This window comes from Pseudomonas sp. NPDC087358, from assembly GCF_044900785.1.
Classification (GTDB): Bacteria; Pseudomonadota; Gammaproteobacteria; order Pseudomonadales; family Pseudomonadaceae; genus Aquipseudomonas.
Genome location: NZ_JBJDOA010000022.1, coordinates 20,017 through 46,400 on the forward strand (window position 1 = coordinate 20,017; position 26,384 = coordinate 46,400).

Genomic DNA, 26,384 nt, shown 5'->3' on the forward strand with positions numbered 1-26,384 from the left:
CGGCGCAGATCACTGTGCGCCCGTCAGCACCTTGGCTACACTGCGACATCTTCACTCATTAAGCTGGTAGACATGATTCGCTTGATTATGTGGATCGCCTTGATCATGGCGGCCATCTGGTTCTTCAAACGCATGACCAAAGGCCCCGCGTCACGGCCCAAACCCGTTGCGCCTGAAATCGACGCAGCGCCCATGGTGCGTTGCGCTCAATGCGGCGTGCACGTTCCGCGCGATCGCGCACTGAGCCAGGATCAACAATGGTATTGCACCGAAGCTCATCGACTGCAGGGTCCTGCCGCACGTGACCGCTGAGACCCTGTCGCTGGCCACCCCCCAGGCCCAGCGCATCCTGCGGTTGTATCACCTGTACCGTCTGAGTATCGGCATCCTGCTGGTGTTGCTGATTTCCAGCAGCATGGATGCCGAGCTGCTCGAACTGGCGGACATCGAACTGTTCCGCACCGGCTGCTGGCTGTATCTGGTGTTCAACATTCTGGTTGTCGTGCTGCTTGAGCGACCCACCCGCCAGGGCCAGCTGTTTACCCTGGCGATGGCCGACGCCCTGATGCTCTGCGCGCTGTTCTATGCAGGCGGCGGTGCGCCCAGCGGTATCGGCAACCTGATCGTCGCCTCGGTGGCCATCAGTAACGTGCTCCTGCGCAAGCGCATCGGGCTGCTGATCGCGGCTGTTTCAGCCATCGGCATCATTTACCTGACCTTCTACATCAGCTACCACAAACCCGCAGCGGCCAACCATTTCGTACAGGCCGGCTCGCTGGGCGCCCTGTGTTTTGCTGCCGCGCTTTTGGTCCAAGCCTTGGCCAGGCGGTTGCAGGTCAGCGAGGGCATCGCCGAGCAACGTGCCGCCGATGTCGACAACCTCGAAGAGCTCAACGCGCTGATCCTGCAGCGCATGCGCACTGGCATCCTGGTGCTGGACGCCAAGCGCGAGGTGCTGCTGGCCAACCACAGCGCCCTGACCCTACTGGGCCATGAGCACCTGCTCGGAAAAATCATCGATCCGTACTCGCCCCAACTGGTCGAGCGGCTGCGTCAATGGCAAATCAACTCCTCCATGGCGCCACGCAGCATCACCACTTCGGCCATCGGCCCGGTGCTGCGCCCCGGCTTCATCGGCCTGACCCGCGGCAGCCATCGCCATACGCTGGTGTTTCTCGACGATCTGTCGCAGATATCCCAGCAGGCCCAGCAGCTGAAACTTGCCGCGCTGGGCAGGCTGACCGCCGGCATCGCCCACGAGATCCGCAACCCACTGGGCGCAATCAGCCATGCGGCACAGCTGCTCAGCGAATCCGAGGAACTGAGCGCGCCGGATCAGCGTCTGAGTCAAATCATTCAAGATCAATCACGACGGATGAATCTGGTGATCGAGAACGTCTTGCAGCTGTCTCGCCGACGTCAGACCGAACCTCACCTGCTCGACCTCAGGCAGTGGCTCGAACGCTTCGTCAGCGACCTGCGCATCAGCCTGCCCGCTGGCCAGTCGGTGCACCTGGAGACGGGTTTCGGCACCCTGACCACGCGCATGGATGCCGAACAACTGCAGCAAGTGCTGACCAACCTGGTGCAGAACGGTTTGCGCTACAGCGGCCAGCTGCACGAAACAGCCCAGGTATGGCTTCGATTGTTTCATGACCCGCACAGTGAGTTGCCCAGCCTTGAAGTGCTGGATGATGGGCCGGGTGTGGCCGATGAGCACCTGACGAAAATATTCGAGCCGTTTTTCACCACCGAAAGCAAGGGAACCGGACTGGGCCTGTACCTTTCGCGCGAACTGTGCGAAAGCAACCAGGCGAATCTGGATTACACACCACGGGAAGGTGGCGGCAGCTGCATGCGGATCACCTTCGCCCATCCGTTCAAATTGAGTTGAACATGAGCCAACGGCAGAAGATCCTGATCGTCGACGATGAGCCAGATATCCGCGAGCTGCTGGAGATCACTCTGGGGCGGATGAAGCTGGACACGCGTAGCGCGCGTAACGTCAAGGAAGCCCGGGAATGGCTGGCCCGCGAGGCTTTCGACTTGTGCCTGACCGACATGCGCCTGCCCGACGGCAACGGCCTTGAACTGGTGCAGCACATTCAGAAACGCCACACCCAGGTGCCGGTGGCGATGATCACCGCCCATGGCAGCCTGGATACAGCCATCCATGCGCTCAAGGCCGGCGCCTTCGATTTCCTCACCAAACCGGTGGACCTGGGCCGCTTGCGCGAGCTGGTCAGCAGCGCCTTGCGCCTGCATGCGGCGCCGCCCAACGAAAACAGCATCGATCACCGTCTGCTTGGCCATTCGCCGCCGATGCAGGCACTGCGCAAACAGATCGCCAAACTGGCGCGCAGCCAGGCCCCGATCTACATCAGCGGTGAGTCCGGCAGCGGCAAGGAACTGGTAGCGCGCCTGATCCACGAGCAAGGGCCCAGAATCGATAAGCCCTTCGTGCCGGTCAACTGCGGTGCGATTCCCTCGGAGCTGATGGAGAGCGAATTCTTCGGTCACCGCAAAGGCAGCTTCACCGGCGCCCACGAAGACAAGCCGGGGTTGTTCCAGGCGGCCAATGGCGGCACGCTGTTCCTCGATGAAGTGGCGGACCTGCCATTGGCCATGCAAGTCAAACTGCTGCGCGCCATCCAGGAAAAATCGGTGCGCGCGGTGGGCGGCCAGCAGGAACAGGTCGTGGATGTTCGGGTACTCTGCGCCACCCACAAAGACCTCACCGTGGAAGTCGCCGCCCAGCGCTTCCGCCAGGATCTCTACTATCGCCTCAACGTCATCGAACTGCGTGTTCCGCCCCTGCGTGAGCGGCGTGAGGACATCGAGGAAATCGCCACTAACGTCCTGCGCCGGCTGGCCGATGGTTCGGGCCAGGCACCCGCGCGCCTGACACCGCAGACCTTGATCGCGCTCAAGGGCTATCGCTTTCCCGGTAACGTGCGCGAGCTGGAGAACATGCTCGAGCGCGCCTATACCCTGTGCGAAAACGATCAGATCAACGCCGAGGACCTGCGCCTGGCCGAGCCTGCCCGCGCCAGCGAGCAAGACGGCCCGAGCCTGGCCGACATCGACAATCTGGAGGACTACCTGGAGAGCATCGAGCGCAAGTTGATCCTTCAGGCGCTGGAGGAAACCCGCTGGAATCGTACCGCCGCCGCGCAGAGACTGAATCTGAGCTTCAGGTCGATGCGTTACCGGTTGAAGAAGCTGGGATTGGAGTGACTGCCTGAAGCACGCGCTTGATAAGTCCCAGAAAGAGTCCCTTTTTGCGACCGATAGGACGTGCCAGGATCAGTTTCTGGCCGAAGGCCGTGGGAGCCGACTTGCTGGCGAACCGCCGGCAAGCCGGACTGCTACGCAAGCTACATCGCCAATCGGCCACCCGGTGCATACGCCGCCGCATCAATGATCGGCGCATCGCCCAGCAGAAGATCGGTCAGCAACTGACACGAGGCCGGGGCCAGTACCAGACCGTTGCGGTAGTGCCCGCAGTTCAGCCACAACCCTTCATGGCCCGGCACCGGACCAATGAACGGAACGCCATCAGGCGAGCCCGGTCGCAGCCCGGCCCAGTGCCCCACCACTTGAGCATCGGCCAAGGCAGGGATCAACTCGACCGCCGACGCCTTCAGGCTTTCCAGCGCCGTGCCGGTCGGGGTCTTGTCGTAGCCTTCGTGCTCCAGCGTGCTGCCGATCAGAATATGCCCATCGCGACGTGGGATGGCGTAACGGCCCTTGGCGAGGATCATGCTCGGCAGGAAGTTCGCTTGGCACTTGTACAGAATCATCTGTCCCTTTACCGGCTCCACCGGCAGCGCAAGGTCGAGCTTGCCAAGCAGATCACCGCTCCAGGCCCCGGCGGCCAGCACCACGCTGTCACCCAGGATGTCACCTGCAGCCGTACTCACACCGATGATCCTGTCGCCATCACGAATGAAATCCCGGACCTCGGCTTGCTCATGGATCGTGACATTGGGCAACGCCAGCAAGGCCGCCTTCAGCGATTTGACCAGCCGCGGATTACGCACATTGGCAATGTCGGCCATATGCACAGCCCGCGAGTAGCCACCGCCCATCACAGGCACTGCGTCATACACCGCCGAAATATCCACAGACGCCAGCGGGCGGTGCAATCGCGCAGCCCACGCCAGTGCCTCTTGTTCATCGTCCAGGTCCAGCCAGTACAAACCGGTCGTATGCACCTCTGGATCAATACCTGTTGCATCGAGCAGACGCTCGGCCAGGCGTGGATAGAAATCCTGCGACCAGTGCGCCAGCGCCGTTACCGCCGGGCTGTAGCGCCAAGGGTAAAGCGGCGAAACGATGCCACCGCCGGCCCACGAGGATTCCCGCCCGACGTCCGAGCGGTCGAGCAACACTACACTCTGGACCCTTGCAGCGAGGTTGAACGCTGTCAGCAGACCGATGACACCACCACCGACGATTACCACGTGTTGACTGGACATGCAGAACCCGATCATCAATAGAAATTAAACGCCGGTTCGCGCCCGCCAGGTTGCAGACCCACCGACTCGACAGATACAAAAAAACCGGCCATGCCACTGGTCCGGCGAATATCCCCGGACATCCACTACATAGCGACTTCGAACCTGAGTAGTATCACCATATTTCAAACGAAAAATGGAATTTCCTTGATGGATTTCAGCTCTGGGCTTACCGGTCCAAACACGCGCCCGAAGTTGCGTCGCAGCTGGCAAGGTCCTCTGGGGGGCAATAGCCGAGGGTTTACCTTGATCGAGTTGATCGTGGTGGTGGTGATCGTGGGGATTTTCGCCACCATCGCGATGCCGAGCTTTTCCAGCATGCTGCACCGCAGCAGCGTTCGCGCCGCAGCCGATGAGTTCTACGACTTGCTGCAATACGCGCGGGCCGAGGCAGTGACCCGTGGCACCATCGTCAATATCAATGCCGCCGTGAACACCACCCAGATCGTCGTGGCCCTCGGCGCGAATGCCAGTGGCACGGTACTCAGACAAGTCGGCGCCAACGGCCTGCAGACCGGTGTCGCAATCAACTCGGCCGTCAACAGCGTCAACTTCTCGCCCACCGGCACCGCATCGGTCAGCGCCTGTTTCCAGATCCTCTACCCCACGGACACCGCCATCGCCGCGCAATACATTTCCCTGCTCTCCAGCGGCCGGGCAACAGCGCCTTCCGCAAACAAACCGGCTGGATGCTGATGAATAACTGCACCCGTCATCACAGCGCCGGATTCAGCATGATCGAAGTGCTGGTCAGCCTGCTCATCACCGTGATAGGCGTCCTGGGTATGGTGGCCCTGCAAAGCAAGGCCATCCCGTACACCCAGGATTCGGTGCAGCGCAATACGGCGATCATGCTGGTCGATGACCTGGTGGATATCATCCGCACCGCAGGTAGCTGCACGAGCACAAACGGTTGCCTGACGCCTCCCGGCTCGAGCTTTCCGGCGCCGCCCGACAGCTGCAGCCCTACGCCGGCGACCCTCTCGGGGCAGATCGGCTGTTGGGCGGCTCAGGCCGGACGCGCGTTACCCGGTGGGACCGCGTTGTTGAACACCTCGTTCTACATCTGCCGAAGCGCCACACCGGGTGATACCTCAGCCTGCAGCAGCGCCAGCACGCTGAGTAGCGAAATCGAAATCCAGGTGGCCTGGACCGTCAAGACCGCCGCCGAATGCATGGACAGCAACGTAACCGGTATTAGCACGACCTGTACCTATCGCATCCGCACCAGGACGAACCCGCAATGAAGCGCATGGCGAACATCGCTCGAATGGGGCGCAACCAGCAGGGCCTGTCGCTGATCGAGCTAATGGTGGCGATGGTCATCGGCCTGGTTTTGATCCTTGGGGTCACGCAGATTTTCATCAATAACCAGAAAAGCTACCTGTTCCAGCAAGGCCAGGTCGGCAATCAGGAAAACGGTCGCTTCTCTTTGGCCCTCTTGAGCCAGGAGCTTTCCAAGGCGGGCTATCGCAGCGACCCGACCAAAACGTTTCCCGCAGGTTCGGGCCAGGGTTGCACGTTTCCTGCTGGCACTTCAGTCATTGCCGTGTCGGCTACTGCCTTGTGCATTCGCTATCAGGCAGCCAACAGAGCCGACGTCAACTGCCAGGGTTCGGCGTTGGCAAGCGGCGACCAGGCCACCATCGTCAATCCATATCGCCAGATCAACCCGATAGTCGTCGAGAAGATCGCGTTTGATTCGGCGACCAGCTCAATCCTCTGCACGTCGGGCACAACCTCACAACAGCTGGTGACCGGCGTGGCTGCATTGAACTTTGACTTTGGATCAGGCCCAGCGGACTTGAAGACAGTGACAGTTTTCAACACAAACCCTACCGGCACCGTGGGCACAGTACGCTACGCAATTCTGATGCAAAGCCCCGGCACGGCCTCGATTCGGGATACCACAGCGACATCCCCGGCACTCACCGAGTGGAATAAACGATTTGGTAGCGGCCCGGCCGACAGCACCCAGATCTTTCAGTTGGTACAGGGCACGACCATGATCAGGAATCAGATGCAATGAGCCGAATGATGACCGGGCCATTGGTTTCTGCACGCCGCGACCAGGGCGGGGCGACGCTGCTGGTGGCAATCATGATGTTGCTGATCATTACCCTGCTAGCGTTATCCAGCTTGCGCGGGGTGTCGCTGGAGTCACGCATCACGGGCAACCTGAAGATGCAAAAGACACTCTTCAATGCGGCCGAAGGCGCGCTACGCATCGGCGAAAACAGCATCAGCATGACCACCCCGCCCTCATTGGACACATGCAACACCGCAGGGTCCTGCTTGCGCTGGAACCTGGCGGATCTGGGAGTGACAGGGGGTAGAGACACGGTCACCCGATTCACCACTTCCGACGCCGGCAATGTCGCCAAACTGACCTCCAGCTACGAGGTGAAGGTCCAATGGTACGTGGTGGATCTGGGCAACCTGGTGGGTTCGAGTCAGGGCAACTGTGCCGCCACCGGCTGCGGCCCGCACCACTATGAAGTCAACGCATGCGCATCGTCGGTCCTGTGCACCAGCGATACGACTACCCCGCGGGTCATCCTGCGCACCGTCATTGCCCGGTATTACTAATGAACATTCGCCAGTACTGGACAGCCATGAACACGTCCAATGCAGTCAAGCTGGTTACAGCGCTGATGATCACCCTTGCCCTGGCGACGCCTGCGGCCAACGCAGCGGTAAGCCAGTTGCCTGCGCAGGTACCATTGTTCGTCAACGACTCGGTACCGCCCCTGAACATGCTGGTGGTAGGGCGCGATCATAAATTGTTCTTTCCGGCCTACAACGACGCATCCGATCTGGATGGAGACGGGTCGATCGAGATCCGCTACAAACCTTCGATCGACTACCTCGGATATTTCGACTCTTACACCTGCTACACCTACACCGGGAGCTACTTCACCGCCAGCGCGAAGACAACGGACAAGACATGCTCGAAGCAATGGAGCGGTGATTATCTCAACTACCTGACCACCTCCCGCGCCGATGCCCTGCGCAAGGTGCTTTACGGTGGGCTCAGGAGCACCGACACCACCAGCCAGACCCTCCTTGAGCGGGCGTACATTCCCACCGACGCTCACACTTGGGGCAAGGAGTACAACAGCCTCAAGATTGACGGCTACAACCTGTCCGACTACACCCCCTATGCCAACCCGAGTGGAGGCAACCGCGCGCTTTTTGCCAACAATACCCAGTCAACCTCCACCGGCCCCTTGCTGAGGGTGCTGCCGAGCATTGCCAACGTGCGCATATTCGGCTGGGTGTCCCGGGAAACCACGCAGGGCGGCACCAAGGCCACCGACACCACCACAACTCCGTTTACCGACGTAACGGTCGCACCCGTTGATTTCATCGTCCGGGTCGAAGCGTGCAAGACCGACTTTCTCGAGAGCAACTGCAAGCTGTACCCCAACGGTAACTACAAGCCCACCGGGATCCTTCACGACTACGGTGAAGGCAATCAGATGTATTTCGGCCTCATGACCGGCACCTATGCGAACAACCTTCAGGGCGGTGCCATCCGCAAGGCCATCAGCAGTTTCGCCAACGAGGTCGACACATCGACCGGCATTTTCGGCACCAAGAGTGGCACCACGTACACCAAGGGCGCGCTCATCAACACGCTCGACACGCTGAAAATCGCCCAGACGGCTTGTACGACGCAGGGCAACTCGATCACCAACGGCACATGCCAGGACTGGGGTAACCCGCTGGCAGAAATGATGTTCGAGACCATGCGTTACTTCAGCGGGATCACGGGCAGTACCCAAGTCAAACCTACGACCAACTATTTGTCAGGTTCAGGCGACACGGCCTTGGGCCTCTCAGGTCTCACGGCGTGGACCAACCCCTATTCCGCGTCGCCCAACCCGGATGCCACCAACCCCACCTATCCGAGCTGTTCGAAACCTTTCGAGACGCTGTTCAGCGACGTCAACCCCACTTATGACTCCGACCTGCCCGGCAGCGCATATGACACCACCAGCCCGCCGGATATGCCCACTGCATTGACTGGGTTCAGCGCGTCGAGTCTGGGGCAGACAATCTGGAACAACGATGTGGGTGGCACCAAGAACATCAACATCGGCCAGACCCCTGCGCTGAATGATCTGGCGCCCACTGCCAAGAGTGCCTCAAGCTTCGGCAACATCCGAGGCCTGCCGGAGGAGCCAGCCAAGCAAGGGACCTTCAACGCCGGCGCCGTGGCTTACTTTGGCAACACCAACCCCATCACCTCGCTGGGCAGCCAGAAGGTCCAGACCTTTTCCATTGCCTTGTCCTCGACCTTGCCGCGTATCCAGATGCCGGTCGGGACGGGGACCATCACCCTGTTGCCGTTCGGCAAGGTGGTCAATACCAGCGGGGTCACCGAGCAGATCACCGGTTTCTACATCGACTCGCTGTACAACATGCCGGGGCAACCCAGCGATACCACCGTCAACGGCGGGCGCGCTCAGGCGGTATTCCGCGTGGTCTTCGACGACAGCGGGCAGGGTGGCGACTACGACATGGATGCCATCGTGCTCTATACCGTGTCGGTGATCGGCACAGGTTCGGCGGCGACCCTGAACGTCAGACTCGAGACCGTTTATTCGCAGGCGGGCTACGAATCGCACATGGGCTACACCATCTCGGGGACGACCCTGGACGGTATCTATCTGGAGGTGACCGGCGGCGGCAACGGCAACCTGCACTACTCGCTGGATACTCCCGGCACCCAGACCCCTGGCACGTGCGCAACCGGCTGCACCACCAGCACCACCTTGCTGCCCGGCATGAAATCCGGCAGTACCGTGGTCAACGGCGCTACGTTCAAGACACGCACCTTCATACCGTCCTCCGCACGCTCGGTGACCAACCTGCAGGATCCGTTGTGGTACGCGGCCAAATGGGGTGGTTTCGGCGACTCGAGCAATACGTCCACCAGCCTGCCCATTACCGGACAATGGGACTCCAACACTTCCGGGACCCCGGACAACTACTTCCTGGTGAGCAGCGCTTCCACGCTCAAGGCACAGCTTCAAGCGGCATTCAGCCAGATCCTGCAGAAGAACACCTCGGTGGCACCGCCTGCCGCCAGCCCGCCACCCCTGTCCTCATCCACCGCGACGACGACCTACACCGACAGCTTCAACGTTGCCCTGTGGAGTGGTGATCTGACGAAGGCTACCGAGAGCTACGACACGACCACCAGCGTCAAGTCCAGCACGGTCAACTGGACAGCGGCGGCCAATATCCCCGCCGCTGCCAAGAGGAACATCCAGATAGCGAACGCCGCCGGCACCGGGCTCGTGGACTTCAGCTTTACCAACCTTGCCAGTCGCAGCTATGCAGGGGTGAACTGGCAATATTCCGCAACGACCAAGACAGGCGCGCTGACCTCGGATCAGGTGGCGTTTGTCCGGGGCGATCGTTCGCTCGAAGGCACCACCTTTCGCAGGCGGCTCACCCTGCTGGGCGACATCGTGAACTCACAGCCGGTGGTGGTGGACTCGGCAACGTTCATTACCACGATGGCCGACACCCTCTCGGGTGATACCAAATATGCGGCGTTCCAGACCACCGCCAAAAGCCGTCGAGCTCAAGTCTATGTCGGCGCCAACGACGGCATGCTCCACGGCTTTGACGTGGCGACCGGCGTGGAAAAATTTGCCTTCATTCCATCGGCAGTCGTGACCAAGCTCAGCGCATTGTCGGCCAAGACGTACAACTCCGACTCTTCCCTGCACAATTTCTACGTCGATGGCACGCCTGTGGTCTCCGATGTGTACTTCGGCTCGGCCTGGCATACGGTACTGGTTGGGACACTGGGCGCCGGAGGCAGCGAAATCTTCGCCCTGGACATCACCGATCCCGATAACATCAAGCTGCTGTGGGAGTTCACAGCGGTGACCGACTCGGATCTGGGCAACACGTTTTCCACGCCCTACATCTCCAAATTGCACTCTGGCGAATGGGGTGTGATCGTCGGCAGTGGTTACAACGGCAATAACGGCAATGCCAGCCTGTTCATCCTCAACGTCGCCACCGGCGCGACGATCAAGAAGCTGACCACGCCAGCCAATCTGCTGACAGGCGCCAACGGGCTTTCATCGCCGGTGATTCTCGATTCCAACTCCGATGGCATTGCTGACTATGTCTATGCGGGTGACCTGAAGGGCAACCTCTGGCGCTTCGATCTGATCAGCCCAGGCTCATTGACAGCCACTGCGACCGCCAGCAACTACACGGTGGCGTTCAGCGGCAAGCCCTTGTATACCGCAGCGGCACCAACCTTGGGCGCTGCACCCCAGTCGATTACCACCCCTCCGGTCGTTTACCCGCACCCTTCCGGCACCGGTACGCTGATCATTTTCGGCACGGGACGGTATTTCACATCCGCCGACAAATCGAGTACCGACCTTCAATCCCTCTATGGGATCTGGGACTCCCTGACAGCAGGGCAGACAGCCATCACGCCCGCAGGTACAACGCTGCTGACTTCCTTGGGCCGCAGTAACCTGCAGGCACAAACGATGTCCACGGTCACAGGCACCCTGGGCAGCAGTACGGGGCTGCGGACCGTCACCACCAATGCGGTGGACTGGACGAGCAAATATGGCTGGTATCTGGACCTCAAAACCAGCACCACGCTGACGGGTGAACGTATGGTCGACTTGCTGGATATTCAGGGCAGTGTGTTGTTCGTGGCAACGCGTACGCCGATCACCGGCGTCTGCGATGCCGGGATTCAGGGCAAGCGCTTGGGGCTTGACCCCAATACCGGCGGTGCGACGACCTTTTCGATCTTCGATTTCACGCGTAATGGTGTGATCGACAGTGAGGACACCGTCTCGGGCGCGATCATCAGCGGCTTCGACTCCGCGGCGGGCGGTTTCAATGTTGTCTCAGGCAACGGCCCCTCCGGGCTGTCCACGATGTACAACAGCGACGGCACCAACAGCAGCATGAATGTGTTTACAGGGTTCGCCTACAAGGGGCGCCAGACCTGGCGCGTGATTCCTTCAAATTGAGAAAAGCTTGAATATGCTTATCAGATCTTCGAAACAGCGCGGCTTTACCCTGATCGAGCTGATGATCACCGTGGCCATCGTCGCGATCCTGGCTGCGATCGCTTACCCGAGTTACACCAAGTACGTGCAGCGAGGTTATCGGTCGGAAGGGATCGCGATGCTCAATGATGCGGTGGCCAGGACCGAGCGTTTCTATGCGCAGAACAACACCTATGCCGGAGCTACGTTGTCGACGATCGGCCTCACCGCTGGCACGGTCACGACGCTGAACTCAGCCAACAGCAAGTACCAGCTCACATTCGTCAGTTCCGCATCATCGGCTACTACGTACACGCTGCAGATTGCCCCGCAGGGCACTCAGACTGCCGACACGTGTGGAACGATGACCATCGACCAGGCCGGGACCAAGACACCAACCACGGCCGAGTGCTGGAGATAAGCGCTCACCTCCCCCAACACCCCTGCCCACTGGCATCGCCCGACACCCCCAGGTTGTCGCGCCTGCCAGAGTGTTCGAGAACAAAACTCCCGCATTTGTCTTCACTCATCAGCGTTCCGCCGAGGGGCATCGCCATCAGCATGAACGCCTGCTCGGCGCGGTCGGCGGTGACAGTGTAGAACCCGTTCCCGGTCGAGACCTGATGCTCTCGCGCCGGCGGCGTGGTTGTATTCGAATACTGCCCGGCGCGCGAGTAGAAGCGCTCCAACCTGTGCGCCTCCTGCACCAGCAGCGCTGTGATCTCGGAACGGTGGGTCTTGCGGATGTATTCGGTGTAGGACGGGTACGACATCGCAGCAAGGATGGCGACGATGGCCACTGCAATCAGCAACTCGAGCAGTGTGAAACCATTCGCCCGAGCCGACATCCGTCCCCTGTTCATAGCCGTTGCCTCCACATGATGCGGCGCTCCTGGGTGTGAATGCTTTCCAGGACGGTGCGCAATGTTCCCTGAACAGCGATGGCGGTCACGCGGTACAACCTGTGCTCTTGGTCGCCCTTCTCCGGCAACCCGGCCGGGTCGTCGGTCTGGCCGAGATATTGAATGGCATAAAAGCCACCGTCGCTCGCCTCCCAGGTCATCCCGGAGGCACCTGCACCTGCAGCGCCCGACAGCGTCTTGGCGTCTGGTGGAGGCAGACAGCTCGCCGGGCTTGGGCATTGGGGCAATGAGAACCCTGGCGTGAGGACTTTGGCTTCGCCCGCACGCAACACCGCTTCGGCTATCTGGAACGAGGCATTGCGCAGTTTCAAGCTGCCCGCGACCTTTTCTTGCAGCGTGGCGTTCTGCATCGACGAGGTGGCGAGCAAGGTCAGAAGCACGAGGAAGACCAGGCTCACGATCAACACCACACCCCGTTGCGCTTTCATCGGCACGCCTCACCCGAGCCGGTTGCGAATGGCGGCGACGACCTTGAAGGTTTGCTCCTGCGTCCGGTCGTCGGGGTCGAAAAGCGTGAGCGTCAGACGTACGCTGCGGATCATTCCCGTGTCGGGCTGGGCGGTATAGCGGGCGATTCCGGGCTCGTTGCCTCTATCGGCTACGCCGAACAGCACGGTAAAGGCGCGGACATTACTGAGCAGCGGTTGCCCGTTGAGCGTCAGTTCGCCGCGGCGCTCGTTGAAGCGATACACCTGCTGATGGATCGGCAGCGCCGTTTCGCCGGGCGCCAGTCGCGGCGCCCGCCCTCTGCTCCACGCCGTGGCTGATGATGCGCAATCGGTGTGAATGACCCAGGTGTGCCACGCGCTGCCGTTGCCCACGACGGCGCTGATCAGACTCAACGACTGCTGGCGGGCGTCCCACTGGACAGGGGTTTTGATAGCCGATGAAAACTGCCCGCCGAGACTGGCGTCACGGATATTCGCCAGGCATCCAGACATCCCCACCCGTCGCAGCTCTTCAATCATCTTGCTCAACACGAACCGCGCATCTTGCTGCAAGTTGGCCGAGGCGACCTGGCTCATGTAAGTGCTTTTGGCGCTGATGAAAACCTGCGTCAACGCCAGCGACATCACCAGCCCGAGTGCCAGCGCGAGCATGATCTCGACCAGTCCGAAACCGCGCGCATGCCGCATCATGGCTGAGTCGCTCGTTCAGCGCCGACCAGCGTACTCAGGCTCAAGGTTTGTCGGTGTGCCTGGTCGCCCTCGGCGCGTGAGTCATTCCAGTCCACCGAGACCGTCACCCGGGCGCCCGTTACCGTGACCCAGGCCTGCACGTCGTCACCTGCCATGCGCCGCAACTGGTCGGCGAAATCGAACAGGTCCTGATCGCGGGGAACGTCGAGGTTACCGGAGGCAGGTGCCTGGCTCACGGAGGCCAGGGCATAACTGACAGCCGGATTGGCGCGGGCGCGCTCCAGAAGGTCCAGGGCGATGAAGCTGACCTGCGTGCTGCGCAGGGCGCTGTCGGTGTACTTCAAGGCGTTCAGTTGCAGCAGCGCCACCCCCAGCACGCCGACGGAGAACACCAGCAATGCGATCAATACCTCGATCAATGTAATCCCTGCCTGACCCGACCCTGCACTCATCGAACACCCCTGCAAATCCGTGTGCAGAAACCATTGAAGCTGAGGATCGCGGGCTTGCCTGACAGGTGTGTAACCACAGCTTGCGGACACACTGACTGACAATTGGCACCCTTGTCACCGCCCCTTAATGAGGGTCTGCTAGGCGCCGTCGTGACGGGGAGAGACGGTAGTGAAACAACGAGGGGTTACATTGATCGAGCTGCTGGCGGGAGTGATCCTGATCGGTGTCATTGCAGTTTTGGCGGCGCCGGCGCTTGGCACGTTCATCGATTCGCAGCGTCGGCTCGATACCGCTCAGCAGTTGGCCAACAATCTGCGTTTGGCGCGGACCGAAGCGATCCTGCGCAGTCAGCCGGTGATCCTGCAGGCGCTCGAGGGGGACTGGAGCCGGGGCTGGCACGCGTTTGTCGACAGCAACCATAACCAGCTCAGGGACGGCGATGAGCCGATCCTGACCGAACGTAATGGCAGCCCGAAGGTAAGGGTCGTGGGCAACAGCCGAGTAGCGACCCGCGTTGGCTTCGATAGCAGCGGCCGGCCGCTCAACAACGGCAACGGCACCCTGGCGGTCTGCCTGAATGAACCGGCCGCCAGTCATTACCAGATAGCCATCGCTGTGACCGGTCGCGTCACCCTTCGACGCGACGGTTTCGGCAGCGAACCGTGCGCCCTGATCGTTACAGAACGGATTTGACCCGCAGCTCTTTAGGCATCGAGAAGGTGATGTTCTCCTCGCGGCCTGCGAGCTCGTCGGCGCCTGTTGCGCCCCAGGCCTGCAACTGCTGGATGACGCCGCGCACCAGCACTTCAGGCGCCGAGGCGCCGGCGGTGATACCGATGCGCTCGACACCGTCGAACCAGCTGCGCTGCATGTCTTCTGCGCCATCGATCAGGTACGCCGGCGTCGCCATGCGCTCGGCCAGCTCGCGCAGACGGTTGGAGTTCGAACTGTTCGGGCTGCCCACTACCAGCACCACGTCGCACTCGTCGGCCAGCTGCTTGACCGCGTCCTGACGGTTTTGCGTGGCATAGCAGATGTCGTCCTTGCGCGGCCCGCCAATTGCCGGGAAGCGCGAACGCAAGGCGTCGATCACCCGGCTGGTGTCGTCCATCGACAGCGTCGTCTGCGTCACGAAGGCCAGTTTTTCCGGGTTGTGCACCTTCAGGTTGGCGACGTCTTCTTCGTCTTCGACCAGGTAGATGGCGCCGCCGTTTCCAGCGTCGTACTGGCCCATGGTGCCTTCGACTTCGGGATGACCTTCATGACCGATCAGGATGCATTCACGGCCGTCACGGCTGTAGCGCGCCACTTCGATGTGCACTTTGGTCACCAGCGGGCAGGTGGCGTCGAACACCTTCAGGCCACGTCCGGCAGCCTCGGTGCGCACCGCCTGAGACACGCCGTGGGCGCTGAAGATGACGATGACGTCGTCGGGCACCTGATCGAGCTCTTCGACGAAAATTGCGCCACGGCTGCGCAGGTCTTCGACGACGAATTTGTTATGAACCACTTCATGGCGCACGTAGATCGGCGGGCCAAACACTTCCAGCGCGCGATTGACGATTTCGATCGCGCGGTCCACCCCGGCGCAGAAGCCACGTGGGTTGGCGAGCTTGATTTGCATGATGTGCCTCGTATCTACGCGCAATGAAACATAAAAACGAAAAGGCCCCGAGCCATGTCGGGGCCGCAGGCTATCTGATCACTCAGAGCGCCTTGACCTCGAAGATTTCCACTTCGAAGGTCAACGTTTTGCCGGACAGCGGATGGTTGAAGTCGACGGTCACCTGATCGTCGTCAAACGCCTTCACCACTCCGGGCAGCTCGGTATTGGCCGCATCGTTGAAGATCACCAGCAGGCCTTCGGCCAGTTCCATGTTCTGGAACTGCGAGCGCGGCATGATCTGCAGATTTTGCGGGTTCGGCTGACCAAAAGCGTTTTCCGGCGGCACTTCGATCTTGCGTTTGTCGCCCGCCTTGAAGCCGAAAATCAGCGCTTCAAAACCCGGTAGCAAGCTACCGTCGCCTACTTTGAACGTAGCCGGGGCTTTGTCGAAAGTACTGTCGACGGTATCGCCATTCTCCAGATGGAGAGCGAAATGCAGGGTGACTTCCGTGTTCTGACCGATGCGGGTTTCCTGTGTAGCCTGGTCGGTCATCGACTGTTCAGTCATGAACGGGTTCTCCGGTTTTCTTGCTCTTGAACATGTCCAGGGCAAGCATGATCGCGCCTACAGTGATCGCACTGTCGGCAAAGTTGAAGGCTGGGAAGTACCAGCGGGTGTCCCAGTGCACGAGTACGAAGTCGATGACATGGCCAATCGCGATGCGGTCGTAGAGATTGCCCAGCGCGCCGCCCAGCACCAGTGCCAGAGCAACTGCCAGCCAGGTTTCACTGCGTCCCAGACGCTTGAGCCAGACCACCAGCACTGCACTGACCACCACGGCGATCAGCGCAAACAGCCAGCGCTGCCAGCCGGAGCTGTCGGCCAGAAAGCTGAATGCCGCGCCGGTGTTGTAGGCCAGGGTCCAGCTGAAATAGCTGGGGATGACCACGATCTGCTGGTACAGGCTCAACGCATTCTCGAAGTAGAACTTGCTGGCCTGGTCAATGACCACGACCAGCACGCTCAACCACAGCCAGCTCAAACGGCCCATACGGCCCATACGGCCAGCCGACGCATTAGGCATAGTGACGAACCTCACCCGCGCCGCTGATGTTGTCGATACAGCGACTGCAGATTTCCGGATGCTCGGCGTGCGCACCGACGTCTTCGCGGAAATGCCAGCAACGTGCGCACTTGGTATAGCCCGACTTGACCACTTTGAGCTTGAGGCCGGCAACTTCGGTGACCACGGCGTCGGCAGGCGCGCTGGCGAACGGCGCCACGCCTGCCTTGGAGGTGATCAGAACGAAACGCAGCTCATCGCCCAGCTTGTTCAGATCGCCCGTGAGGTCGTCCTCGGCATACAGCGTCACTTCGGCCTGCAGGTTACCGCCGATGGCTTTCGCCGTACGCTGGTTCTCCAGCTCTTTGTTGACCGCAGTCTTGACCGCCATGACCCGTTCCCAGTAGGCGCGATCCAGCTCGAAGCCTTCCGGCAGCTCGCTCAGGCCTTCGTACCAGGTGTTGAGCATGACCGACTCGTTGCGCTCGCCGGGCATGTACTGCCAGAGCTCGTCAGCGGTGAATGCCAGGATCGGAGCGATCCAGCGCACCAGCGCTTCGGAGATGTGGAACAGCGCGGTCTGGCAGGAACGACGTGCCTTGCTGTTGGCGCCGGTGGTGTACTGGCGGTCCTTGATGATGTCCAGATAGAAACCGCCCAGCTCCTGCACGCAGAAGTTGTGCACCTTGGAGTAGACGTTCCAGAAACGGTATTCGCTGTAGTGCTCTTCCAGTTCGCGTTGCAGCAACAGCGCGCGATCCACGGCCCAACGGTCCAGCGCCAGCATTTCATCGGCAGGCAGCAGGTCAGTGGCCGGATTGAACCCGCTCAGGTTCGAGAGCAGGAAACGCGCGGTGTTACGGATACGCCGGTAGGCGTCGGCGCTGCGCTGCAGGATGGTTTCAGAGACGGCCATTTCGCCCGAGTAGTCGGTCGCCGAGACCCACAGACGCATGATGTCGGCGCCCAGCGTGTCGTTGACCTTCTGCGGAGCGATGACGTTGCCCAGTGACTTGGACATCTTGCGGCCATTCTCGTCCACGGTGAAGCCGTGAGTCAGCAGTTCGCGGTACGGCGCATGGTTGTCGATGGCGCAACCGGTCAGCAGCGAGGAATGGAACCAGCCGCGGTGCTGGTCGGAACCTTCCAGGTACAGATCGGCACGAGGACCGCTGTCGTGGCCCATCGGGTGCGACCCGCGCAGCACATGCCAGTGGGTGGTACCCGAGTCGAACCAGACGTCCAGGGTGTCGGAGATCTTGTCGTACTGCGGGGCTTCATCGCCCAGCAGCTCGGCGGCGTCCATCTTGAACCAGGCTTCGATGCCTTCGTTCTCGACGCGCTGGGCGACTTCTTCCATCAGCTCGACGGTGCGTGGGTGCAGCTCGCCGCTTTCCTTGTCCAGGAAGAACGGGATCGGCACACCCCAGTTGCGCTGACGCGAGATGCACCAGTCAGGACGGGTGGCGATCATCGAATGCAGACGCGCCTGACCCCAGGCCGGCACGAATCTGGTTTCTTCGATGGCCTTGACCGCACGGTTGCGCAGGGTGTCGCCGGTGGTGGGCTGTTTGTCCATGCCGACGAACCACTGCGCGGTGGCGCGGTAGATCAGCGGAGTTTTGTGGCGCCAGCAATGCATGTAGCTGTGGGTGATGGTTTCGGTGTGCATCAGCGCGCCGACTTCGGTCAGCTTGTCGATGATGTTCTGGTTGGCCTTGAAGACGAACTGGCCACCGAAGAATTCCAGCGATTGCGCATACACGCCGTTGCTCTGCACCGGGTTGATGATGTCATCGTTGGTCAGGCCGTAGCTTTTGCAGATCACGAAGTCATCGACGCCATAGGCGGGCGAGCAGTGAACCACGCCGGTACCCGCGCCCAGCTCGACATAATCGGCCAGGTAAACCGGCGACAGGCGATCATAGAACGGGTGACGGAAGTTGATCAGCTCAAGCGCAGCGCCCGGCGCGGTGGCCAGCACCGAACCCTCGAGGTTCCAGCGCTTGAGGCAGGCCTCGACCAGCTCTTCAGCCAGCACCAGCAGCCTGTCGCCCACGTCGACCAGCGCGTAGTTGAATTCAGGGTGAACGTTGAGCGCCTGGTTGGCCGGGATGGTCCACGGGGTGGTGGTCCAGATCACAGCGGCGGCCGGCTTGCTCAGGTTCGAAACGCCGAAAGCGGCGGCCAGCTTGTCGGCGTCGGCAACCGGGAAGGCAACGTCGATGGTCGACGATTTCTTGTCCTGGTACTCGACTTCCGCTTCAGCCAGTGCCGAGCCGCAATCGAAACACCAGTTGACCGGCTTCAGGCCCTTGAACACGAAACCGTTCTTGACCATTTCCGCCAGCGCGCGGATTTCTCCGGCTTCGTTGGCGAAGTCCATGGTGCGGTACGGGTTGGCCCAATCGCCGAGCACGCCCAGACGAATGAACTCGGCTTTCTGGCCTTCGATCTGCTCGGCCGCGTAGGCACGGCACAGCTCGCGGGTCTTGTCCGCCGGCAGATTCTTGCCGTGGGTGACCTCGACCTTGTGCTCGATCGGCAGACCGTGGCAGTCCCAGCCTGGAACATAAGGCGCGTCGAAGCCCGACAGGGTCTTCGAACGCACGATCATGTCCTTGAGAATCTTGTTGACCGCATGACCGATATGAATATTGCCATTGGCGTACGGAGGCCCGTCGTGCAGGACGAACTTGGGACGATCCTTGCCAATTTCACGCAGCTTCTGGTACAGGCCAATGCTGTCCCAGCGCTGCAGAGTTTGCGGCTCGCGCTGGGGCAGGCCGGCCTTCATTGGGAAGGCGGTGTCCGGAAGATTAAGCGTGGCTTTGTAGTCGGTCATTTCAGGCTCTTGGTAAGCGGTTGACCATGCCCCAATGGGCACGGGCGGCAGCGACGTCCGCATCTATCGCCGTCTTAAGTGCCTCAAGGGAGGCGAAGCGCTGCTCATCACGCAGCTTTTGGTGGAATACCACCGTCAAACGCCGGCCATAGATATCGCCGGCAAAATCCAGAAGGTGAATCTCAAGGTGAGGGCGTCCATCGCCCGCCACGGTCGGCCTTACGCCAATGTTGGCGACGCCGGGCCACACCTTGTCGTCGATTTTGGCGCTGACCAGGTAGACCCCGGTCAATGGTACGCGGCGACGCTTGAGCTGCACGTTGGCGGTGGGCGTACCCAACTGACGGGCGAGCTTCTGGCCATGCAGGACACGGCCAGAGATTTCGAACGGGCGACCCAGCAGGTCTGCAGCCAGAGTGAAATCGCCAGCCGCCAGGGCATTGCGTACCTTGGTGCTGCTGACGCGCACACCGTCGATTTCCACGGTTTGCGCCGCTTCCACGGTAAAGCCCTTGTCGGCGCCAACCTTTTGCAGAAAGTCGAAATCGCCGATGCGGTCGCAGCCAAAACGGAAATCGTCACCGACCTCCAGATGTTTCACGCCCAGGCCGTCGATCAGCACGGTGTCGACGAACTCGGCGGCGCTCAACTTGCTCAGACGCTGGTTGAACGGCAGGCACAGCACCAGGTCCACGCCCTCGGCGGCGAGCAGATCGAGCTTGTCACGCAGACGCGCCAGACGAGCCGGAGCCGTTTCCGGGGAGAAGAACTCACGCGGTTGCGGCTCGAAGATGACCACGCAACTGGGCAGGCCCAATTCCACGGCACGCTCACGCAGCCGAGCCAGGATAGCCTGGTGACCACGGTGAACACCGTCGAAATTGCCAATGGTGGCGATGCAGCCCCGATGCTGGGGGCGCAGATTGTGAAGGCCTCGAACCAGCTGCATAACGCGCTTCTTGCTCATAAAGTGGCCGATTATAACCACACACCGCCGTCAACGACAGGCGACACATCCAGGCAAACCGCAACAATCGACTTTAACCGGCAAAAACCGACGACTGATCCTACATGATCGCCTTGCGGGCGAAATCTTTCAGGCGAAACCCCAACAGCAGCAGCATGCCGAAGTAAGCCACCACACCGGCGCCGACCAGGCCGCCCAGACGCACGAAGCGCTCGAGCATCTGCCCGTCGGACCAAGACGGCATCACGTGCATCAAGCCCAGCAGCACGGCGGTCATCACCGACACCGCGATCACCAGCTTGATCAGGAACACCGGCCATCCCGGCTGCGGCTGAAACAGGTCCTGCTTGCGCAGTTGCCAGAACAGCAAGCCTGCATTGATGCATGCACCCATGCTGATCGCCAGCGCCAGGCCGGCGTGGGCCAGGTGGATGACGTAGACGAAAAGGACGTTGAACAGTTGAGTCACTATGAGGGTGAAGATCGCGATTTTCACCGGGGTGCGGATATTTTGTTGCGCATAGAAGCCTGGCGCCAGCACCTTGATCACTATGATCCCCAGCAGGCCCACCGCGTAGCCGATCAGCGCGCGCTGAGTCATGGCCGCGTCATGATCATCGAACTTGCCGTATTGAAACAGCGAGACAGTCAACGGCTCGGCCAGCAGCCCGAGCGCCAGCGTGCACGGCAACACCAGTACAAAACACAGGCGCAGCCCCCAGTCGAGGATCCGCGAATACTCGTGGCGATCCCGGCTGGCATAGGTCTTGGACAGAATCGGCAGCAGGATCGTCCCCAGCGCGACACCCAACACACCCGATGGCAACTCCATCAGGCGGTCGGCGTAATACATCCACGACACGGAGCCGGCGACCAGAAAGGAGGCAAAAATGGTGTTGATGATCAGTGAAATCTGACTGACCGATACCCCAAGCATCGCCGGCAGCATCTGCCTCATCACACGCCACACGCCGCTATCGCGCAAGTTCAGGCGCGGCAGTACCAGCATGCCGATCTTCTTCAGGTGCGGCAGTTGATACAGCAATTGCAGCACCCCGCCCGCCAGCACCGCCCAGCCCAGCGCCATGACCGGCGGATGGAAATACGGGGTGAGGAACAGAGCGAAGAAGATCATCGCCAGATTCAGCAGCGTGGGGACGAAGGCCGGCACCGAAAAGCGGTTCCAGGTATTGAGGATCGCGCCCGCCAGCGAGGACAGAGAGATCAGCAATATATAAGGAAAAGTCACCCGCAGCAGGTCGGAGGTCAGCTGGAATTTTTCCGGGGTGTCGGCAAACCCCGGCGCGGTGGCCCAGATCACCCATGGTGCGAAGATGATGCCCAGGACGGTAACCAGCGCCAGCGCAAGGGTCAGCAAACCGGTGACATAAGCGACAAAAGTGCGGGTCGCCTCCTCGCCCTGCTGGCTTTTGTACTCCGCCAGGATGGGTACGAACGCCTGTGAGAAAGCGCCTTCTGCAAAAATCCTGCGCAATAGATTGGGCAACTTGAAGGCGATGAAGAAGGCATCTGTTGCCATTCCGGCCCCGAATGCCCGGGCGATGATGGTGTCGCGGATAAAACCCAGGACCCGCGAAAGCATGGTGATAGAGCTCACGGCGGCAAGCGATTTGAGTAGATTCATCTAAAGATTGTGCGCCCGACCAAAGGAAGCGCCAAAGCGCGATCCATTTATGCGATACTCCGCGCCGCAAAACGACTCAGAGCCAAAACCCGCGAGTTTACAGGTCGCACGCCGGAAAGAAATAACATCGGCATAACACGGCGACCACTCAGCGGAACGCATCACCTGCCCTTGACAAGCGTCAAACTCATCGGCATGATTCGCGGCCTATTTTGCTAGCTATTTCCCAAGTCTTTCGAGGAGCTCGACGGTGGCCAACACACCTTCCGCCAAAAAACGTGCAAAACAGGCTGAGAAGCGTCGCAGCCACAACGCCAGCCTGCGTTCCATGGTTCGTACCTACATCAAGAATGTAGTTAAGGCCATCGACGCAAAAGACGCTGAAAAAGCGCAAGCTGCTTATGTTCTGGCCGTGCCAGTTATCGACCGTATGGCCGATAAAGGCATCATCCACAAGAACAAAGCTGCTCGCCATAAAGGTCGCCTGAATGGCCACATCAAGGCTCTGAACCTTGCTGCTGCTGCCTAAGCGACCCGCTTGTTAAAAAACCGACCCTAGGGTCGGTTTTTTATTGGCTGTTATTTGGCAACAGCAAACCTCGCGACGCTTCCTGTAGCCGTCCGGCTTGCCGGCGGCAGTGGTCTCTCGGACGCCACCGCCGGCAAGCCGGACTCTACACGGGATCTCCACCCGCAAGATCACGCCAGACAAGCATCAACGGCACTCACGGCGCTGGCGCAGGCGCAGGCGCCCACGGCAGGATCGGTATCGCCGTCACCGCATTTTGCGGACTGCCCTCGATTACTCGGTCGCTGTAGACCAGGTACACCAGCGTGTTGCGCTTCTTGTCGAGGAAACGCACAACCTGCATGGTCTTGAATACCAGCGAGGTGCGCTCCTTGAACACCACATCGCCGTCCTTGAGGTCTTCCTTGAAATGGATCGGCCCCACCTGACGACAGGCGATGGATGCCTCGGCACGATCCTCCGCCAACCCCAGGCCTCCCTTCAGGCCGCCAGTCTTGGCACGGGACAGATAGCAGGTCACACCATCGACCTTGGGGTCATCGAACGCCTCGACCACGATCCGGTCATTGGGGCCGACGAACTTGAACACCGTCGACACCTGTCCGATCTCTTCGGCTGACGCCAGCATGGGCAGCATCAACAACGCACCCACCAGTTTTTTCACGACCCGCATCAGCGCTTCCTTCTATGAATGGCCCGATTCAAACCAGAATCAGGTTGTCGCGATGGACCAGCTCAGGCTCGGCCATGTAACCCAGCTCCTTGACGATGGCGTCGGACGGCAGACCAATGATCTTCTGCGCCTCGAGCGCACTGTAGTTACTCAGCCCACGGGCGATCTCTCGACCATTGGCCGCCACACACACCACCATTTCGCCACGACGGAAGCTGCCCTGAACCAGCTTCACACCGACCGGCAACAGGCTCTTGTGGCTTTCGGTAAGCGCCTTGACCGCGCCATCATCCAGCACCAGCGTGCCGCGCGTCTGCAGGTGTCCAGCCAGCCACTGCTTGCGCGCGGCCAGCATCTCACGCTCAGGCGACAGCAACGTACCCAGGCGCTCGCCCGCCTTGAGGCGCGCCAGGACCCGTTCGATGCGACCACCAACGATCACCGTATGAGCGCCGGAGCGTGCCGCCAGACGCGCCGCACGCAGCTTGGTCTGCATACCGCCACGACCCAGCGCACCGCCGGTCCCACCGGCCACTGCATCCAGCGCAGGATCGTCAGCACGCGCCTCGTAGATCAGCTGCGCTTGAGGATTGCTGCGTGGGTCGGCATCGAACATACCATCGCGATCAGTGAGGATGACCAGCAGATCGGCTTCGACCAGATTGGCAACCAGCGCCGCCAGGGTGTCGTTGTCGCCGAAACGAATCTCGTCGGTGACCACGGTGTCGTTCTCGTTGATCACAGGCACCACGCCCAGCTCGACCAACGTACGCAACGTACTGCGCGCATTCAGGTAGCGCTTGCGATCGGACAGGTCATCATGGGTCAGCAGAATCTGCGCAGTATGCCGATCATGCTCGGCAAAACTGGATTCCCAGGCCTGCACCAGACCCATCTGACCAATCGCCGCGGCCGCTTGAAGCTCATGCATGGCACTCGGTCGTGCAGTCCAGCCCAGGCGACTCATCCCGGCAGCCACCGCGCCGGAGGAAACCAGAACCAGTTCGACGCCCGCCTCGTGCAGCGCCACCATCTGCTCGACCCAAACACCCATCGCGTTGCGATCAAGACCCTTGCCGTCCGCCGTCAGCAGCGCACTTCCGATCTTCACAACCCAACGCTGGGCACCTGTCACCTTGCTCCGCATGATCTTTCAACCTTAAGCCAGAGAGTACGAATTCTAGATACTAAAACGCCGCTATTAAGCGGCGTTGTAGTTTACTGCACTCGATCAGTCACGGACGTAAATGATTTCCGGACCATCTTCATCGTCGACGTCCTCTTCATCCCAGTCGTCATCGCCGATGTCATGCACGCTCTTCACGCCGCTGCGACGCAGGGCACGCTGATCGTCCAGCGCCTGCAGCTGTGCACGCGCCTCATCTTCGATGCGCTGATCCAGCTCGGCCAGCTCGGCGGCGTAAGCGGGATCACTGGCCAGACGGTCGGCGCGATCTTCCAGATAACGCATGATGTCGTGACTGAGGCGATCAGTGCCTTCTTTGGCAATGGCCGAGATCACGTACACAGGACCGGTCCACTCCAGACGCTCGATGATCTCCTGCTTGCGCGCTTCGTGCTCTTCTTCGAGGATCTGGTCGCACTTGTTCAGTACCAGCCAGCGATCACGATCGGCCAGCGCCGGGCTGAACTTGATCAGCTCATTGACGATGACTTCAGCGGCGTCCGGCGCACTGCTTTCATCCAGCGGCGCCATGTCGACGAGGTGCAGCAGCAAGCGGGTACGCGCCAGGTGCTTGAGGAAGCGAATCCCCAGCCCCGCGCCATGCGATGCACCTTCGATCAGACCCGGGATGTCGGCGACGACGAAGCTTTTCCAGCGATCGACGCTGACCACACCCAGGTTCGGCACCAGCGTGGTGAACGGGTAGTCAGCGACTTTCGGCTTGGCGGCCGAGACCGAACGAATGAACGTGCTCTTGCCGGCATTCGGCAAGCCCAGCAGACCGACGTCGGCCAGTACTTTCAGCTCCAGCTTCAGATCACGCTGCTCGCCCGGCTTGCCCGGCGTGGTTTGACGCGGCGCACGGTTGGTACTGGACTTGAAACGAGTGTTACCCAGACCGTGCCAACCACCATGGGCCACCAGCAGACGCTGGCCAGCCTTGGTCAGGTCGCCGATGATTTCCTGGGTGCCAGCGTCGATCACCGTGGTGCCAACCGGCACGCGCAGCACCAGCTCTTCACCCTTGCGACCGGTACAATCGGTGCTGCCGCCATTGGAACCGCGTTCGGCATCGAAATGGCGGGTATAGCGGTAGTCGACCAGGGTGTTGAGGTTTTCGTCGGCGATCATGTAGATCGAGCCGCCATCACCACCGTCACCGCCGTTCGGACCACCGTTCTCGATGAATTTTTCGCGACGGAAGCTCATGCAACCGTTGCCGCCGTCACCGGCCTTCACTCGAATGGATACTTCATCTACAAATTTCATAACGCACGCCTCCCGTCACAAAGACGAGCAAACAACATAAATTCATAAGGCTCTTGCAAAGATGAGCGTTGCGATACCGATCAAAAACCAGCGACTACACACCACAACGGCCCACACAAACAGCTTTGCAAGAGACTCACCACACCGGACTTGCACGGTTTTTACAAACGAAAAAGCCCTGTCAACGACAGGGCTTTTCAGCTCAGGCAGCGTGAAAGCTGGTAGGCCCTCAGACTGCCTGACGCAAGATTATGCCGCGACTTCAGTCTTTGGCACGATGCTTACATAGCGACGACCGAAGGCGCCTTTAACCTGGAACTTGATCACGCCTTCGACTTTAGCGAACAGGGTGTGATCCTTGCCCATGCCAACGCCGTAGCCAGCGTGGAATTGGGTGCCGCGCTGACGCACGATGATGTTGCCCGGAACGATAACCTGGCCGCCATACATCTTGACGCCAAGGCGTTTGGCTTCTGAGTCGCGACCGTTACGGGTACTACCACCAGCTTTTTTGTG

General features: G+C 60.6%; 26 protein-coding genes. 11 read left to right on the forward strand and 15 right to left on the reverse strand.

The features are described 5' to 3' along the window. Positions 1-72: 72 nt before the first annotated feature. Genes ACI2KS_RS29030 through ACI2KS_RS29040 form a run of 3 tightly spaced genes read left to right on the forward strand, consistent with a single transcriptional unit; the run spans position 73 to position 3,237 of the window. The gene (locus ACI2KS_RS29030) at positions 73-312 is read left to right on the forward strand and encodes a PP0621 family protein (protein WP_404624465.1); all 240 of its coding nucleotides are present in this window, start codon (positions 73-75) and stop codon (positions 310-312) included. Then, the gene (locus ACI2KS_RS29035; RefSeq protein ID WP_404624466.1) at positions 302-1,894 is read left to right on the forward strand and encodes a nitrogen regulation protein NR(II); all 1,593 of its coding nucleotides are present in this window, start codon (positions 302-304) and stop codon (positions 1,892-1,894) included. The genes ACI2KS_RS29030 and ACI2KS_RS29035 overlap by 11 nt, the downstream gene beginning before the upstream one ends. Before the next feature lie 2 nt (positions 1,895-1,896). Next, entirely contained in the window at positions 1,897-3,237 is a 1,341-nt protein-coding gene (locus tag ACI2KS_RS29040) for a sigma-54-dependent transcriptional regulator (RefSeq protein ID WP_404624467.1), read from the forward strand. Between the two features lie 140 nt (positions 3,238-3,377). Here the strand turns inward: ACI2KS_RS29040 and thiO are convergent, their stop codons facing one another. Continuing rightward, positions 3,378-4,481, reverse strand: a complete 1,104-nt coding sequence (gene thiO, locus ACI2KS_RS29045; RefSeq protein ID WP_404624468.1) for a glycine oxidase ThiO — start codon at positions 4,479-4,481, stop codon at positions 3,378-3,380. Between the two features lie 189 nt (positions 4,482-4,670). On the opposite strand from thiO, the gene ACI2KS_RS29050 reads away from it, so the two are divergent. The 6 genes from ACI2KS_RS29050 to ACI2KS_RS29075 are packed head-to-tail and all read left to right on the forward strand — an operon-like array spanning position 4,671 to position 11,990. Beyond that, entirely contained in the window at positions 4,671-5,216 is a 546-nt protein-coding gene (locus ACI2KS_RS29050) for a GspH/FimT family pseudopilin (RefSeq protein WP_404624469.1), read from the forward strand. Then, on the forward strand, positions 5,216-5,767 hold the full coding sequence (gene pilV, locus ACI2KS_RS29055) for a type IV pilus modification protein PilV (RefSeq protein ID WP_404624470.1): 552 nt from the start codon (positions 5,216-5,218) through the stop codon (positions 5,765-5,767). Before ACI2KS_RS29050 ends, pilV (ACI2KS_RS29055) begins: the two co-directional genes overlap by 1 nt. Beyond that, a complete protein-coding gene (locus tag ACI2KS_RS29060) occupies positions 5,764-6,549 on the forward strand; it encodes a PilW family protein (RefSeq protein ID WP_404624471.1) in 786 nt (261 codons plus the stop codon). The genes pilV (ACI2KS_RS29055) and ACI2KS_RS29060 overlap by 4 nt, the downstream gene beginning before the upstream one ends. Further along, positions 6,546-7,109 carry a PilX N-terminal domain-containing pilus assembly protein gene (locus ACI2KS_RS29065; protein ID WP_404624472.1) on the forward strand — a complete coding sequence of 188 codons (564 nt, stop codon included), beginning with the start codon at positions 6,546-6,548 and terminating at the stop codon, positions 7,107-7,109. Before ACI2KS_RS29060 ends, ACI2KS_RS29065 begins: the two co-directional genes overlap by 4 nt. Positions 7,110-7,135: 26 nt before the next feature. Then, a complete protein-coding gene (locus ACI2KS_RS29070; protein ID WP_404624473.1) occupies positions 7,136-11,551 on the forward strand; it encodes a pilus assembly protein in 4,416 nt (1,471 codons plus the stop codon). 13 nt (positions 11,552-11,564) lie between these two features. Then, positions 11,565-11,990, forward strand: coding sequence for a type IV pilin protein (locus tag ACI2KS_RS29075; RefSeq protein ID WP_404624474.1), 426 nt, complete (start codon positions 11,565-11,567; stop codon positions 11,988-11,990). A gap of 4 nt (positions 11,991-11,994) precedes the next feature. Here ACI2KS_RS29075 and ACI2KS_RS29080 read toward each other — a convergent pair whose 3' ends face one another. The 4 genes from ACI2KS_RS29080 to pilV (ACI2KS_RS29095) are packed head-to-tail and all read right to left on the reverse strand — an operon-like array spanning position 11,995 to position 14,083. Continuing rightward, entirely contained in the window at positions 11,995-12,432 is a 438-nt protein-coding gene (locus tag ACI2KS_RS29080) for a type IV pilin protein (protein WP_404624475.1), read from the reverse strand. After that, positions 12,429-12,920 (reverse strand): PilX N-terminal domain-containing pilus assembly protein, encoded by a 492-nt coding sequence (locus ACI2KS_RS29085; protein WP_404624476.1) that lies wholly within the window; start codon positions 12,918-12,920, stop codon positions 12,429-12,431. The genes ACI2KS_RS29080 and ACI2KS_RS29085 overlap by 4 nt, the downstream gene beginning before the upstream one ends. A gap of 9 nt (positions 12,921-12,929) precedes the next feature. Further along, positions 12,930-13,631, reverse strand: a complete 702-nt coding sequence (locus tag ACI2KS_RS29090) for a PilW family protein (RefSeq protein WP_404624477.1) — start codon at positions 13,629-13,631, stop codon at positions 12,930-12,932. Beyond that, positions 13,628-14,083: a type IV pilus modification protein PilV gene (gene pilV, locus ACI2KS_RS29095; RefSeq protein WP_404624478.1), complete on the reverse strand. Its 456-nt coding sequence runs from the start codon at positions 14,081-14,083 to the stop codon at positions 13,628-13,630. Before pilV (ACI2KS_RS29095) ends, ACI2KS_RS29090 begins: the two co-directional genes overlap by 4 nt. A 169-nt stretch (positions 14,084-14,252) precedes the next feature. Between pilV (ACI2KS_RS29095) and ACI2KS_RS29100 the strand changes: the two genes are divergently transcribed. Further along, the gene (locus ACI2KS_RS29100; protein ID WP_404624479.1) at positions 14,253-14,777 is read left to right on the forward strand and encodes a GspH/FimT family pseudopilin; all 525 of its coding nucleotides are present in this window, start codon (positions 14,253-14,255) and stop codon (positions 14,775-14,777) included. Here the strand turns inward: ACI2KS_RS29100 and ispH are convergent. The 6 genes from ispH to murJ all read right to left on the reverse strand — a co-directional run bounded on the left by ispH (position 14,761) and on the right by murJ (position 22,211). Then, complete coding sequence (ispH, locus tag ACI2KS_RS29105) at positions 14,761-15,708, reverse strand: 4-hydroxy-3-methylbut-2-enyl diphosphate reductase (RefSeq protein ID WP_404624480.1); 948 nt, start codon at positions 15,706-15,708, stop codon at positions 14,761-14,763. The two genes, ACI2KS_RS29100 and ispH, sit on opposite strands and share 17 nt — an antisense overlap. 82 nt (positions 15,709-15,790) lie before the next feature. Beyond that, positions 15,791-16,258, reverse strand: coding sequence for a peptidylprolyl isomerase (locus ACI2KS_RS29110; protein ID WP_404624481.1), 468 nt, complete (start codon positions 16,256-16,258; stop codon positions 15,791-15,793). Then, positions 16,251-16,775 (reverse strand): signal peptidase II, encoded by a 525-nt coding sequence (gene lspA, locus ACI2KS_RS29115; RefSeq protein ID WP_404624482.1) that lies wholly within the window; start codon positions 16,773-16,775, stop codon positions 16,251-16,253. Before lspA ends, ACI2KS_RS29110 begins: the two co-directional genes overlap by 8 nt. Next, a complete protein-coding gene (gene ileS / locus ACI2KS_RS29120) occupies positions 16,768-19,599 on the reverse strand; it encodes an isoleucine--tRNA ligase (RefSeq protein WP_404624483.1) in 2,832 nt (943 codons plus the stop codon). The genes lspA and ileS overlap by 8 nt, the downstream gene beginning before the upstream one ends. Position 19,600: 1 nt before the next feature. Further along, positions 19,601-20,548 carry a bifunctional riboflavin kinase/FAD synthetase gene (ribF, locus tag ACI2KS_RS29125; protein ID WP_404624484.1) on the reverse strand — a complete coding sequence of 316 codons (948 nt, stop codon included), beginning with the start codon at positions 20,546-20,548 and terminating at the stop codon, positions 19,601-19,603. Between the two features lie 118 nt (positions 20,549-20,666). Next, on the reverse strand, positions 20,667-22,211 hold the full coding sequence (murJ, locus tag ACI2KS_RS29130; RefSeq protein ID WP_404624485.1) for a murein biosynthesis integral membrane protein MurJ: 1,545 nt from the start codon (positions 22,209-22,211) through the stop codon (positions 20,667-20,669). 250 nt (positions 22,212-22,461) lie between these two features. Here murJ and rpsT point away from each other — a divergent pair, with 250 nt between their 5' ends. Further along, positions 22,462-22,740, forward strand: a complete 279-nt coding sequence (gene rpsT, locus ACI2KS_RS29135; RefSeq protein WP_003215870.1) for a 30S ribosomal protein S20 — start codon at positions 22,462-22,464, stop codon at positions 22,738-22,740. Positions 22,741-22,936: 196 nt separating this feature from the next. On the opposite strand, the gene ACI2KS_RS29140 is transcribed toward rpsT, so the two are convergent. From ACI2KS_RS29140 to rpmA, 4 genes are all read right to left on the reverse strand, one after another. Beyond that, positions 22,937-23,413, reverse strand: coding sequence for a CreA family protein (locus tag ACI2KS_RS29140; RefSeq protein WP_404624486.1), 477 nt, complete (start codon positions 23,411-23,413; stop codon positions 22,937-22,939). A 28-nt stretch (positions 23,414-23,441) separates the two neighbouring features. Beyond that, positions 23,442-24,560 (reverse strand): glutamate 5-kinase, encoded by a 1,119-nt coding sequence (gene proB, locus ACI2KS_RS29145; protein ID WP_404624487.1) that lies wholly within the window; start codon positions 24,558-24,560, stop codon positions 23,442-23,444. A gap of 84 nt (positions 24,561-24,644) precedes the next feature. Continuing rightward, entirely contained in the window at positions 24,645-25,868 is a 1,224-nt protein-coding gene (gene cgtA, locus ACI2KS_RS29150; RefSeq protein WP_404624488.1) for an Obg family GTPase CgtA, read from the reverse strand. A gap of 249 nt (positions 25,869-26,117) precedes the next feature. Continuing rightward, positions 26,118-26,384 (reverse strand): 50S ribosomal protein L27 (rpmA, locus tag ACI2KS_RS29155; protein ID WP_404624489.1); only part of this gene is annotated, 267 nt, incomplete at its 5' end.

Coding starts and splice junctions, on each gene's coding strand:
- ACI2KS_RS29060 (WP_404624471.1), top strand. CDS start 5,764: ATGAAGCGCATGGCGAACATCGCTCGAATGGGGCGCAACCAGCAGGGC.
- ACI2KS_RS29085 (WP_404624476.1), bottom strand. CDS start 12,920: ATGAAAGCGCAACGGGGTGTGGTGTTGATCGTGAGCCTGGTCTTCCTC.
- cgtA (WP_404624488.1), bottom strand. CDS start 25,868: ATGAAATTTGTAGATGAAGTATCCATTCGAGTGAAGGCCGGTGACGGC.
- pilV (WP_404624470.1), top strand. CDS start 5,216: ATGAATAACTGCACCCGTCATCACAGCGCCGGATTCAGCATGATCGAA.
- proB (WP_404624487.1), bottom strand. CDS start 24,560: ATGCGGAGCAAGGTGACAGGTGCCCAGCGTTGGGTTGTGAAGATCGGA.
- ileS (WP_404624483.1), bottom strand. CDS start 19,599: ATGACCGACTACAAAGCCACGCTTAATCTTCCGGACACCGCCTTCCCA.
- ACI2KS_RS29040 (WP_404624467.1), top strand. CDS start 1,897: ATGAGCCAACGGCAGAAGATCCTGATCGTCGACGATGAGCCAGATATC.
- ACI2KS_RS29050 (WP_404624469.1), top strand. CDS start 4,671: ATGGATTTCAGCTCTGGGCTTACCGGTCCAAACACGCGCCCGAAGTTG.
- ACI2KS_RS29065 (WP_404624472.1), top strand. CDS start 6,546: ATGAGCCGAATGATGACCGGGCCATTGGTTTCTGCACGCCGCGACCAG.
- ACI2KS_RS29070 (WP_404624473.1), top strand. CDS start 7,136: ATGAACACGTCCAATGCAGTCAAGCTGGTTACAGCGCTGATGATCACC.
- ACI2KS_RS29030 (WP_404624465.1), top strand. CDS start 73: ATGATTCGCTTGATTATGTGGATCGCCTTGATCATGGCGGCCATCTGG.
- murJ (WP_404624485.1), bottom strand. CDS start 22,211: ATGAATCTACTCAAATCGCTTGCCGCCGTGAGCTCTATCACCATGCTT.
- pilV (WP_404624478.1), bottom strand. CDS start 14,083: ATGAGTGCAGGGTCGGGTCAGGCAGGGATTACATTGATCGAGGTATTG.
- thiO (WP_404624468.1), bottom strand. CDS start 4,481: ATGTCCAGTCAACACGTGGTAATCGTCGGTGGTGGTGTCATCGGTCTG.
- ACI2KS_RS29075 (WP_404624474.1), top strand. CDS start 11,565: ATGCTTATCAGATCTTCGAAACAGCGCGGCTTTACCCTGATCGAGCTG.
- lspA (WP_404624482.1), bottom strand. CDS start 16,775: ATGCCTAATGCGTCGGCTGGCCGTATGGGCCGTATGGGCCGTTTGAGC.
- ACI2KS_RS29110 (WP_404624481.1), bottom strand. CDS start 16,258: ATGACTGAACAGTCGATGACCGACCAGGCTACACAGGAAACCCGCATC.
- ribF (WP_404624484.1), bottom strand. CDS start 20,548: ATGCAGCTGGTTCGAGGCCTTCACAATCTGCGCCCCCAGCATCGGGGC.
- ispH (WP_404624480.1), bottom strand. CDS start 15,708: ATGCAAATCAAGCTCGCCAACCCACGTGGCTTCTGCGCCGGGGTGGAC.
- ACI2KS_RS29140 (WP_404624486.1), bottom strand. CDS start 23,413: ATGCGGGTCGTGAAAAAACTGGTGGGTGCGTTGTTGATGCTGCCCATG.
- ACI2KS_RS29090 (WP_404624477.1), bottom strand. CDS start 13,631: ATGATGCGGCATGCGCGCGGTTTCGGACTGGTCGAGATCATGCTCGCG.
- ACI2KS_RS29080 (WP_404624475.1), bottom strand. CDS start 12,432: ATGAACAGGGGACGGATGTCGGCTCGGGCGAATGGTTTCACACTGCTC.